Origin of the sequence: Spongiactinospora gelatinilytica (assembly GCF_003236385.1) — a bacterium.
In the GTDB taxonomy this organism is placed as follows: domain Bacteria; phylum Actinomycetota; class Actinomycetes; order Streptosporangiales; family Streptosporangiaceae; genus Spongiactinospora; species Spongiactinospora gelatinilytica.
Window position 1 is genome coordinate 1 of record NZ_POUA01000275.1, and the last position, 10,729, is coordinate 10,729.

General features: G+C 73.1%; 8 protein-coding genes and 1 pseudogene. 3 read left to right on the forward strand and 6 right to left on the reverse strand.

The window, feature by feature from the left end; all coding sequences use genetic code 11:
- Positions 1-16 precede the first annotated feature (16 nt).
- Positions 17-733: a polyprenol monophosphomannose synthase gene (locus C1I98_RS27685; protein ID WP_111170348.1), complete on the reverse strand. Its 717-nt coding sequence runs from the start codon at positions 731-733 to the stop codon at positions 17-19.
- Positions 734-846: 113 nt separating this feature from the next.
- Between C1I98_RS27685 and C1I98_RS27690 the strand changes: the two genes are divergently transcribed.
- On the forward strand, positions 847-1,419 hold the full coding sequence (locus tag C1I98_RS27690; protein ID WP_111170349.1) for a TetR/AcrR family transcriptional regulator: 573 nt from the start codon (positions 847-849) through the stop codon (positions 1,417-1,419).
- 94 nt (positions 1,420-1,513) lie between these two features.
- The gene (locus C1I98_RS27695) at positions 1,514-2,713 is read left to right on the forward strand and encodes a Cmx/CmrA family chloramphenicol efflux MFS transporter (protein WP_111170350.1); all 1,200 of its coding nucleotides are present in this window, start codon (positions 1,514-1,516) and stop codon (positions 2,711-2,713) included.
- Positions 2,714-3,143: 430 nt separating this feature from the next.
- Here the strand turns inward: C1I98_RS27695 and C1I98_RS27700 are convergent, their stop codons facing one another.
- Positions 3,144-3,818 carry a FadR/GntR family transcriptional regulator gene (locus C1I98_RS27700; protein WP_111170351.1) on the reverse strand — a complete coding sequence of 225 codons (675 nt, stop codon included), beginning with the start codon at positions 3,816-3,818 and terminating at the stop codon, positions 3,144-3,146.
- Between the two features lie 136 nt (positions 3,819-3,954).
- On the reverse strand, positions 3,955-4,587 hold the full coding sequence (locus tag C1I98_RS27705) for a TetR family transcriptional regulator (RefSeq protein WP_438672111.1): 633 nt from the start codon (positions 4,585-4,587) through the stop codon (positions 3,955-3,957).
- Between the two features lie 503 nt (positions 4,588-5,090).
- Between C1I98_RS27705 and C1I98_RS27710 the strand changes: the two genes are divergently transcribed.
- The gene (locus C1I98_RS27710) at positions 5,091-5,444 is read left to right on the forward strand and encodes a hotdog family protein (RefSeq protein WP_158558205.1); all 354 of its coding nucleotides are present in this window, start codon (positions 5,091-5,093) and stop codon (positions 5,442-5,444) included.
- 108 nt (positions 5,445-5,552) lie between these two features.
- On the opposite strand, the pseudogene C1I98_RS27715 reads toward C1I98_RS27710, so the two are convergent.
- The 3 genes and pseudogenes from C1I98_RS27715 to C1I98_RS27725 form a co-directional block, all read right to left on the reverse strand.
- Positions 5,553-5,936 (reverse strand): annotated as a pseudogene (locus C1I98_RS27715) (DoxX family protein); the annotation flags it as partial.
- A gap of 80 nt (positions 5,937-6,016) precedes the next feature.
- On the reverse strand, positions 6,017-7,183 hold the full coding sequence (locus C1I98_RS27720) for an FAD-dependent monooxygenase (protein WP_111170353.1): 1,167 nt from the start codon (positions 7,181-7,183) through the stop codon (positions 6,017-6,019).
- Positions 7,184-7,214: 31 nt separating this feature from the next.
- Positions 7,215-10,535, reverse strand: a complete 3,321-nt coding sequence (locus C1I98_RS27725) for an ATP-binding protein (protein WP_111170354.1) — start codon at positions 10,533-10,535, stop codon at positions 7,215-7,217.
- Positions 10,536-10,729 lie beyond the last annotated feature (194 nt).

Genomic DNA, 10,729 nt, shown 5'->3' on the forward strand with positions numbered 1-10,729 from the left:
GGGTGGGATAGGGCGTTCAGCGCTTGAAACGCAGCCGCCAGGGCATCAGGGCCGACTCCAGTTGCACCCGCAGGCTCATCTTGGAGGCCCCGGCGCGGCGGTCGGAGAAGTGGATGGGGATCTCGATGATGGTCATCCCCGCCCTGGTCGCCCGGTAGTGCATCTCCACCTGGAAGCTGTAGCCGCCCGAGGCGATGCCGCCGAGGTCGAGCGCCGCCAGGCTGCCGGCCCGCCAGATCTTGAAACCGGCGGTCACGTCGCGCAGCCTGATCCGCAGGATCGTGCGGACGTAGAAGTTCGCCCACGCCGACAGGGCCCGGCGGCCTCGGCTCCACTCGCTGGCGAGGGTGCCGCCGGGCACGTACCGGCTGCCGATCACGCAGGCCGCGCCGGTCGCCTCGGCGGTGCCGAGCAGCCGCGGCACCGCGTCCACCGGATGGGAGAAGTCGGCGTCCATCTGCACGACGAAGCCGGCCCCCGCCTCCAGCGCGGCCGTGAGCCCCTGGACGTAGGCGCGGCCCAGCCCTTCCCGGCCCGGCCGGTGGATCACCGAGACCCGGCCCGGGTGCTCGGCGGCCAGCTCGTCGGCGACCTTGCCGGTGCCGTCGGGGGAGTCGTCGTCCACGACCAGCACGCGCAGGCCGTCGATCGGCAGCGCGAGCAGCGCCTGCGTGATCAGCGGCAGGTTGTCTACCTCGTTGTACGTCGGGATCACGACGGTGACGGTGGTCATGGGCGTCTCATGCTAGAGGCTCGTGCCGCCGCGTGGGGCGGCTTGGCAGGGACCGGCCACCGCCTGCCCGATTTTGTACAGATTGGTCCAAAAAACGTGTTACGGTGGGGCGCATGGCACGACCACGGCAGTTCACGGAGGAACGGGCGATCGAGGCGGCGATGCTCGCGTTCTGGGACGGAGGTTACGAGGGCACCTCCACCCAGGACCTCTGTACGGCCACCGGCCTCGGCCGGAGCAGCATCTACAACACGTTCAAGAGCAAGCGCGACCTGTTCGAGAAGGCGCTGCGCCGCTACATGGTCGACAAGAACGGCCCGATCGTCGAACTGATGGAGGGCGACCTGCCGGCCCGGGAGAAGATCCGGACCCTGTTCCAGTGGGCGGCGGAGGGCGAGCCCGGCCTGCCGAGCGGCTGCATGGTGGTCAACGCGATGGTCGAGCTGGCCCCGCACGACGCCGAGGTGGCCGCCCTGCTCCGTGAGGACCACCGCATGCGGCTGACCGCCGTGCGCACGGCGATCGAGGAGGGGCAGCGGGCCGGGGAGATCGACCCGGCCAAGGACGCCGAGGCGCTGGCCCACTACGTCATCGCCACGGTGAGCGGGATGCGCGTCGCCGGTCGCGGCGGCTCGGACCGGCTCGCCCTCGACGCCATCGCCACGACCGCGCTCACCGCCCTGTGAGCATGCCGACTTTCTGACCTGTGTGTTCCTGTTCCCTTGGTCTGTCACGCGCCTGTTTTGAACTGAACGATACAAAACTAAGGAGATCCCCGCGATGCCGTTGGCCATCTACATCCTGGGCTTGGCGATCTTCGCCCAGGGCACCTCGGAGCTGATGCTCGCGGGCCTGCTCCCCGGCATGGCCGCCGATCTGGGCGTGTCGGTCCCCGACGTGGGGTTGCTGATCTCCGCGTTCGCCGTCGGGATGCTCGTCGGCGCGCCCGTGCTGGCCGTGGTCACGTTGCGCTGGCCCCGCCGTACGGCGTTGCTGGCGTTCCTCGGCGTCTTCGCCGTCTCGCACGTCGCCGGCGCGCTGACCACCGACTACACCGTCCTCCTGGTGTCCCGCGCCGTCGGCGCGTTCGTCTACGCCGGGTTCTGGGCGGTGTCCGCGGTCGCCGTCATCGGCATGGTGCCCGCGAACGCCCGCGGCCGGGCGCTCGGAGTCGTCACCAGCGGCCTCACGGTCGCCACGGTCATCGGCCTGCCCGCGGGCACGCTGATCGGGCAGCACCTCGGCTGGCAGGGGGCGTTCTGGGCGGTGGCCGCCATGTCGGCGCTGAGCATGATCGGCGTGGCCGCCACCATCCCCGGCGGACGCCCGCCGGCCGCGGAGGCCCCCCGCCTCGGCCCCGAGCTACGGGCCATGGCGAACCTGCGGCTGTGGGTCGCGTACGGCACGACCTCGCTGGTCCTCGCCTCGCTGATGGTCACCTTCAGCTACCTCGCGCCCTTCCTGACCGAGACCGCCGGGCTGTCGGAGGAGTGGGTGCCCGCCGTGCTCGGCCTGTACGGCGTGGGCGCGTTCATCGGCATCACGCTCGGCGGTCGTGCGACGGACGCGCGCCCGTTCACCGTCCTGTTCGCGGGGGCGGCCGGCATGATCGTCGCCTCGGCGGGCCTCGCCGTGTTCGCCGACCAGGCCGTGCCGGTCATCATCCTGAGCTTCCTCCTCGGCGCGTTCGGCTTCGGCATCAACCCGGCGCTCAGCGCCCGCGTGTTCACCCTGGCCGGGCCCGCCCCGACGCTCGCCGCCGGCGGTAACGTCTCCTCCTTCAACCTCGGCATCACCGTCGGCCCCTGGCTCGGTGGCCTGGCCATCGCCGCGGGCCTCGGGTACCCGTCGGTCTCCTGGATCGGGGTCGCGCTCGGAGCCGGGGCGCTCGTCCTGATCGCGGTATCGGCCGCGCTGGCCCGCAGGGCCGGGCCGCTGGAGGCGTCCGAAACCCCGGTGGCCGACACAGTGTCGGCCTGAAGCCGTCCGTCGCAATTGCGCACGATCAGCGGGGGGCCGACAAGAATGCGGACCCGGCGGCCGGCTGGCACAATTGCTCGATACCGTAATGGAGATCATGAGACCGAGTCGCATTCGGTTACTCGACACTTGTCTGTGAGTTGAATCCGAATCTCATTCGGATCGACCGATTCCCGTTTTCAGGGCATGGTCACGGATGAGTCGATCATGTTATGGTCACCACGAATACCGGATATTGCGGGAAGGTCCATCTGGTCCTCCCGAGGACGGACGCCTGGTCGGTCGCCGGGAAACGGGCCACTGGACTGACGGGGGCGCAGTGCCGCCGGAGGAGTCTCTCCGGCGGCACTCCGGCGTTTCGGGCCGCGTCGATCGGGTCGCAACGGATGTCCCAAGACACCCGATGTATGGCCGTGACCTCGGTGAGTGATCAAGTGAGCGTCCGGCGCAGCCAGTCCTCGACGCCCGCGATGTGAACCGTCGCCCAGGATCTCGCCAACTCGGGGCGGTGGCCGGCGATGGCGTCGCAGATGGCCTGGTGCTGCTCGACGGTCTTCTCCAGCGCCCGTTCCTCGGTCAGCCCGCGCCAGATCCGGGCGCGGGTGATGGGGCCCGCCAGGTTGTCCAGCAGCGAGGCGAGCACCGGATTGCCCGAGCCGGCCGCGATCCGCTGGTGGAAGCGCACGTCGTTGGCGACCAGCTCTTCCACGGTCGGGCGGGGCGGTAGTTCGGCCAGGATGGCGCGCAGGGCGGCGACGTCGTCGCCGGTCATCTCGAGCGCGGCCAGCTCGGCCGCGGCCGGTTCGAGGATGCGCCTGACCTCGAAGAAGTGCAGCACGGAGTCGTCGCGGTGGAAGTCGGCGACGAACGACACCGCGTCCAGCAGCAGCCGGGGTTCCAGGCTGGTCACGTAGGTGCCGTCGCCTTGGCGTACGTCCAGCACGTTGATCAGCGCCAGCGCGCGGACCGCCTCGCGCAGCGAGTTGCGGGACAGGCCGAGCCGGTCGGCGAGGTCGGCCTCCTTGGGCAGCCGGTCGCCGGGCGTCAGCTCACCGGACATGATCATCTGCTTGATCTTGTCGATCGCCGCGTCGGTGACCGCCATCACGCACCGTCCCTCATGTAGTGCGGCCCGGCCGCCTGGGGAGACCTCCGATGTCTTTCAGTGTACGGCGCGGCCGTGCCCCGGTCATCGGAATCACGACGCCCGCCAGAGGCCGGCGGGGGCCTGTGGGGGCCGGTCAGAAGTCGCGGAGCAGCCGGTCGGCGGCGATCTCGATGCGCTGCTGGATCTGCTCGTAGGTACGTCGCCCGCGCAGCATTTCCAGCAGCTCGTGCATCCACACCCCGGCCAGCGACCCGGCCAGCGCGAACCGCTCGCCGTCCGGGTCGTCCCCACCGCCCGTGCCGCCGGGGGGCCGGTCGCTGCCCGCGACCCGCAGCAGCAGCCCGGCCAGGCGGTCGCCGAACGGGGCGTCGACCTCCGCGGTGATCAGCGACCGGATCAGCGCGTCGGCCAGCTCCGGCTCGCGCATCAGCCCCCGGGTGGCCCGCATCAGCACGTCGGCCGCGCGCCCGGCCGGGGTGGCCGCGTGCGGCGGGCGACGCTCGATGCTGCTCTCCAGCAGATCGATCTCCTCGCCGACCACCGCGGCGACCAGCTCCATCTTGGAGGGGAAGTAGCGGTAGAGGGTGCCGAGCGCGACCCCGGCCCGTTCGGCGACCGTGCGCATCTGCATGGCCTCCACGCCGCCGCGCGAGGCGAGCGCCGCGGCGGCCGAGACGATCCGCTTGCGGCGCTGGTGCTGCCCGCGGGAGCGGACGCCGGGACGGCCCCCGTCGATGGGCGCGCGCTGCTTCGGGGCCGTCGGCAACGGGCTCGTGAGCGGGCCGGCAAGGGGGCTCGCCGTGGCGCCCGTCACCTCGGCGCCGCCGGGAGCGGGGGCGCCGGGAGCGGGGGCGCCGGAACCGTGCAACGGCGTGCCGGCGCTCGCCTGCGGGGTGCGCATGAGAACACGTTATCTGAAGGCGCTGCGGCACGCGGCGTTACTTGTGAGTACCACGTCCCGCCCTTTACTCACGCCATTCACGTACCCCGTTATGTCGGACTCTGTCCGGCTGACCATGGAAAATCAGAATAGAATACGTTCTAACCGAGCGAACCGGCTTTTATGGAAGTCGCTTTTCCGCGGGCGGGTGCGGAACTTTCGCCCCGGGGAGGGGAAAAATCAGCCCGGGATGCGCAAGCCGTACCCCGGCCTGCGGCTTTCCCGGCGCGGGCACGCCATTGTCTGCGACAGTGAGAAGGTGACCACGCTCCGCGTTCGGCGGGCCGGGTGTGGAGGGGATGCGGATGTCGGTTGCCACGGGAGTCGTGATGCGGACGCCAGCCCACGATCAGATCGGCATCGGGGCGGTGCTCCCGGAGAAGTCGGTCGCCGTCCCGCCGCCGCAGCCCGCCTCCTCAGGGGCCACCGTGCCGCGCGACTCCTTTCTCGCGATGCTCCTCACCATGAGCATGGTGGAACGCTACGTGACGGACTGGACCGGGCCGCACACCGTGATCAGGGGCATCAACGTCAAGCTGGAAGCGCCCGCGCGTCCGGGCGACACGATCACCTTCACCGGCGCGGTCACCGCCGTGACCCATCGTGACCTGACGATCGAGGTGCACGGGCACCTCCCAGCGGCCACGCATGCCACTGCCACGGTCCGGCTCAGCCTCGGATAGTCGCCGCCCCGCCTCGCCCCGGTCCCGCGGGCGCTCCTCACGATGGGTGAGCCGGGCCCACAGACGTATCGTGTTCTCGCGGCGGCCCCAGGCGACCAGCGCCGAGACCGCGAGCAGGGCCAGGGGCGTGGCCGCGCCGCCGTCCACCACGAGGACCTGGGCGAAGGCCGCACCCGCCGTCAGTCCGGTGAACACCAGCCCGGCCAAACCCGTCAGGCTCGGGACGAGCAACGCCGCCGCCCCGGCGACTTCGAGTCCGCCCACGAAGTAGCGCACCCAGTCGCCGAGGCCGATCGCCGCGAAGGTGGAAGGCGCGGGTTCCGCACCGGCGAACCTTCTGAGGGCCGCAAGCAGAAAGCCGCCCGCCGCGACCGCCTGGAGCCCCCACAGCGCGGTGTTCCAGGTGCGATTGGCGACGCTCATCGTTTCCTGCCTTTCCACGGGGGACGCCGTCACGACGTCGCCCCGAGCCCGGTGGCCGCCGATCCACATTCGTCCGTGTCTCGTACGGCCCGCTGCCAAGCATGCCCCGTCCCAGGTGGCGACGACGTTGCAGCGTCGCCCTCGCACACTCACTTATGCCGGGCGATTTCGGAGGGATAGTCCGGAAGGTCGATATCCGTGGCGAACCTGTCGCTCATTCGCATCATCCACCCGAGCAAAAACCCGGACCTGAAGAGCAGGTTGCGCATCCGGATGCCGCGCCGGGAGGGCGGGGCCAGGAATCGGCCCGCGTTGCCCTTCCTGGCGATGCGCGCGTACCCGCGGAACCGCTCCTCGTACCGCCGCAGCGCCGTGCCGTGATCGCCGTCCGCCAGGGCGAGTTCGCCCGCCAGCACGTACGCGCCCACCATGGCCAGCCCGGTGCCGAACCCGCCCATCGTGTTGCTGTAGGCGGCGTCGCCGAGCAACGCCACCCGGCCCTTGGCGTAGCGGTCGGTGACCACCCGGCTGATGGAGTCGAAGTAGAAACCCGGGCTGTCCGCCAGCGCGCCGGCCACCTCGCGGGTGCGCCAGCCCATCCCCTCGAACGCCTCGGCCACGATCCGCCGCTGCGCCGCGGTGTCGTGGCGGTCGTAGTGGAGTTCTGCCGAGGCGAACACCAGCAGCGCGCCCTCGTCCACGCCGCCGGTCGAGACGAGCCTGCCCGGCTCGTTGTAGAGCAGCGGGTCGGGGCCGAAGTCGCCGGAGATCTCGGCGAGCGCGTAGTAGTACCCGAGATGACGGACATAGCGGGATTCGGGGCCGAAGGTCAGCCGGCGTACGTTGGAGTGGATGCCGTCCGCGCCCACCACCAAATCGAACGTACGCGGGGCGGCGTGCTCGAAGGTCACGTGGACACCGCCGCCGGCCTCGGTGATCGAGGTGATGGAGTCGCCGAAGACGTACTCGCAGGTGTCCTGCGTGCGCTCGTAGAGGATGGCGGACAGGTCCCCGCGGCGGATCTCGACGTCGCCGCCGGTGAAGCGGGCCGGTATGGCGGCCAGCCGGCGGCCGTTCGCGTCCACGAAGTACTGGTCGCGCGGGTGGGTGCGGCGGCGGTGGACCTCCTCGCGCACACCCATTCGGTCCAGCACGGTGTGGTGGGTGCGGCCCTTGAAGTCGACGGCCTGGCCGCCGGGGCGCAACGCGGGGGAGCGCTCCACGACGGTGACGCGGAAGCCGTACCTGCTGAGCCAGTACGCCAGGGCGGGCCCGGCGATGCTCGCGCCGGAGATGAGTACGTGGGTGTTCGGCATACCGGCGACGATGGCCGGGCGCGCTGACCGGCTACCGACGTTCCGCTGACGGATCCGGGCGCGGGCGGCCGAGCGCTGTCAGCGCCTCCTCACGGGACATCGCCGCGCCCCTGGCGAAGGCGGTGGCGAACGCCTGCGAGCCGATGCGCGCCCTGACCGCGCCCGCCGTACCGGCCGCGTCGCGGTCACCGGCGACGGCCAGGCCGCGCAGCGCCACCGCGGCCCCCAGCAGCAGCGCCGCCCGTGTGTCTGCCTCGCCGGTGAGCAGCGCGCGGGTGGCCTGCGCCTCGGCCACCGGCGCCAGCAGCGACGTCAGCGGCTCGCCCGCGGACAGCCCGGCCGCCAGGTCGTACCGGCGCACGGCCTCGGCGACGTCGCCCGCGGCCTGTGCCACCCGCCCGAGCGCGATGTGCGCGTCCGCCACCATGGCCGGCCCGCGGGCGCCGTCCAGCGCCGCGGAAAGCAGCTCGCGGGCCTCGCCCAGGTCGCCGCGGAACCGGGCGATCTCCGCCTGGCGCACCCGGACCAGGGACAGCCGACCGGCGTCGGCGATCTGGCGGGCCGACCCGGCCGCGCGCCGGCAGTCGGCGGCGGCGGCGTCGAGATCGCCCCTGCGGGTCAGCGCCTCGGCCCGCCGGCACAACACGTCGATCTCCTCCTCGGCGCTGCCCAGCCGGACGAACAGCGCGAGCGCCTCGGCCCACAGGGCGTCGGCGCGCTCCCAGTCGCCGCGCAGACTCGCGATCAGGGCCAGCCAGTCCAGTGCCTGCGCGCTGCCCCAGCGCTCGCCGAGCGCCCGGAAGTCGGCGAGCACCGCCCGAAGGGAGCGCTCGGCGGCGGCCACCTTACCCCAGCGCAGCAGCTCCAGCAGCGCCTCGCCGAGCGCGCCCACCGCGTGCGCCCATGGGTCCGGGCCGAGCAGCCGCCGCCGCAGCCCGGCGTTGTCCGCCCCGAACGGCGGGCCGATGATCATCCCCCACAGCGGCGCGGCGAAGGAGTGCCGCAGCGGCCGGCCCAGGTTCAGCTGGGCCGCCTCGACCCGCTCGCGGTGCGCGGAGGTCACGTTCGGCGCGGCGTGTGCCACGCACACGCCGTACTCCTCCACCAGGTCCTCCTGCTCCACCCAGCCGGACGGCAGCGCGTCCACCTTCCGCAACAGCTTCGTGGCCGGCGGGACCACCTCGCCACGCCGCCCGGTGAACCACCAGTAGGCCGCTCCCGCCGCGACCAGCCTCAGCGCCGTCGCGGGGTCGGCGTCCACCGCCCAGCGCAGCGCGGCCATCAGGTTGGCGTGCTCGGCGCTCAGCAGGGCCAGCCAGTCCAGTTGACCGGCCCGCAGCAGGTGCGGGCCGGCCCGGCGGGCGAGGTCCAGGTAGTAGGCGGCGTGCGCGGCCTCCGCCGTGGGCGGCGTCTCGGCCGCCGCCCGCCGTTTTGCGCAGAACAGCCGGATCGTGGACAGCATCCGGTAGCGGTCGCCGTCGGTCTCCACCAGCGACTTGTCCACCAGGTCGGCGAGCAGCCCGGCGGTGTCGCCGCCGCCGCACACCCGCTCGGCCGCCTCCAGCGTCGCGCCGCCGGTGAACACCGAGAACCGCCCGGCCAGCGCCCGTTCCTCGGGCCCGAGCAGGTCCCAGCTCCACTCGACCACCGCGCGCAGGGTCTGGTGCCTGGCCGCCGCCGTACGGTCGCCGCGCGACAGCAGCCGGAACCGGCCGTGCTCGGCCAGCCGCTCGGCGATCTCCCCGACGGTGAACGTGCGCAGCCGGGCCGCCGCCAGTTCCAGGGCCAGCGGCAGCCCGTCGAGGGCGGCGCAGATGCGGGTGACGGCGGCGGCGTTGCCGTCGGACACCGTGAAGCCGTGCCGCGCCGCCGCCGCCCGCTCGGCGAACAGCCGTACCGCCGGGTACCTCGCCGCCTCCCGCGCCGCCGCCCCCTCCGGCGGGCAGGCCAGCGGCGCGAGCCTGACCAGCGTCTCGCCGGTGATCGCGAGCGGTTCGCGGCCGGTGGCCAGGATCGTCAGCTCGGGGCAGGAGTCCAGCAGCCGCCGCGCCAGCGCCGCGGTGGCCGCGATCACATGCTCGCAGTTGTCCAGGATCAGCAACAGCGGCCCACGCCCGGCGAGCGCGTCCACCAGCCGGTCGGCGGGATCGGCCGGCTCGGGAAGTACGGTGAGCCCCAGCGGATCCCGCACCCCCAACGCCCCCAGCACGGCCCGCGCGACCTGCTCACCACCGTCGATGTCGGCCGGCGGGACGAGGCGCGCGGTGGCGGGGCGGCGGGATGCCGCCTCGGTGGTACGCGGTGGCCGCCGTTCGGTGTCCGGGCGTGCCGCGTCCGGGCGTGCCGCGTCCGGGTCGTGGGGCGCCGCCTCGGCGGCCTGCGGGGCCTGACTGCCTGTGTCGATATCGGCCAGTGGGACCAGGCACACCGTGCCCGGGTGGCGGCGGGCCGCCTCGATGGCCAGGCGGGTCTTGCCGGTGCCGCCCGGGCCGGTGATCGTGACCAGGCGGGTGGCCGTGCCCGGGGCGAGCAGCCCGGCGAGCAGATCGAGTTCGGTCTCCCTGCCGACGAACCCGGTCAGCGGCACCGGCAGCACGCTCGGCCGGGCGGGCGGCGGTTCGCCCGCGCGCAGGATCGCCAGGTGGGTGGCGGCCAGCTCCGGGGAGGGGTCGGCGCCCAGCTCCCCGGCCAGGCGGCGGCGCACCCGCTCGTAGACCTCCAGCGCCTCGGCCTGCCTGCCCTCGGCGTGCAGGGCGCGCATGAGCAGCACCGCGAGCCGTTCGCGCAGCGGGTGGGCGGCCAGCAGCGGCCGTAGCTCGGCGGCCACGCCGCCACCGGCCGCGGAGTCGGCGAGCTCGGCCTCGATGCGGTCCTCGGTGGCGGCCAGCCGCAGTTCCTCCAGCCTGGTCCGCTGGGCCGCCACCAGCGGCACGTCGGTGGCGTCGGCCAGCGCGGGCCCCCGCCACAGGCCGAGCGCTTCGCGGAGCACGGCGGCGGCGGGACCGGCCCGGCCCGCGGCGAGCAGGTCGCGGCCCTGGCGGGCGAGAAGCTGGAAGCGGTGTGCATCCACGTCGGCGGGGTCGATCGCGAGCCGGTACCCCGCCCCGCCGTACTCCAGCAGGCCCGGCGGCAGCCTGCGGCGCAGCCGGGAGACCTGGGCCTGGAGCGCGCCGGTGGCATCGGCGGGCGGATGCTCGCCGTACTGGCCGGACAGCAGCCGGTCCACGCCGACGGTCCGGCCGGGGGCGAGCAGCAGCAGGGCCAGCAACGTGCGCGAGCGCGGGCCGCCGGCGGGGACCGGGTCGCCGCCGGACGTCCACGCCTCGATCGGACCGAGGATGCCGAACCGCACCTGACCGATTGTCCCTGGTGTCCGGCCTGAACCTGCTACCAGGTGACGATGGTGGGCACCGCGAAGAAGACGATCAACGCGATGGCGATGCACACCGCCAGCCCGATGACCTCCCAGACCCAGTCGTGGTGGCGGTCGCGGGTCTTGGCGGACCTGGCCGGGGCGCGGCGGCGGCGTCGCGCCCCGGCCAGGTC

Bases quoted from the DNA above. Each gene is read 5' to 3' on its own strand.
- C1I98_RS27685 (WP_111170348.1), bottom strand. From the start codon at position 733: ATGACCACCGTCACCGTCGTGATCCCGACGTACAACGAGGTAGACAAC.
- C1I98_RS27710 (WP_158558205.1), top strand. From the start codon at position 5,091: ATGCGGACGCCAGCCCACGATCAGATCGGCATCGGGGCGGTGCTCCCG.
- C1I98_RS27720 (WP_111170353.1), bottom strand. From the start codon at position 7,183: ATGCCGAACACCCACGTACTCATCTCCGGCGCGAGCATCGCCGGGCCC.
- C1I98_RS27695 (WP_111170350.1), top strand. From the start codon at position 1,514: ATGCCGTTGGCCATCTACATCCTGGGCTTGGCGATCTTCGCCCAGGGC.
- C1I98_RS27690 (WP_111170349.1), top strand. From the start codon at position 847: ATGGCACGACCACGGCAGTTCACGGAGGAACGGGCGATCGAGGCGGCG.
- C1I98_RS27700 (WP_111170351.1), bottom strand. From the start codon at position 3,818: ATGGCGGTCACCGACGCGGCGATCGACAAGATCAAGCAGATGATCATG.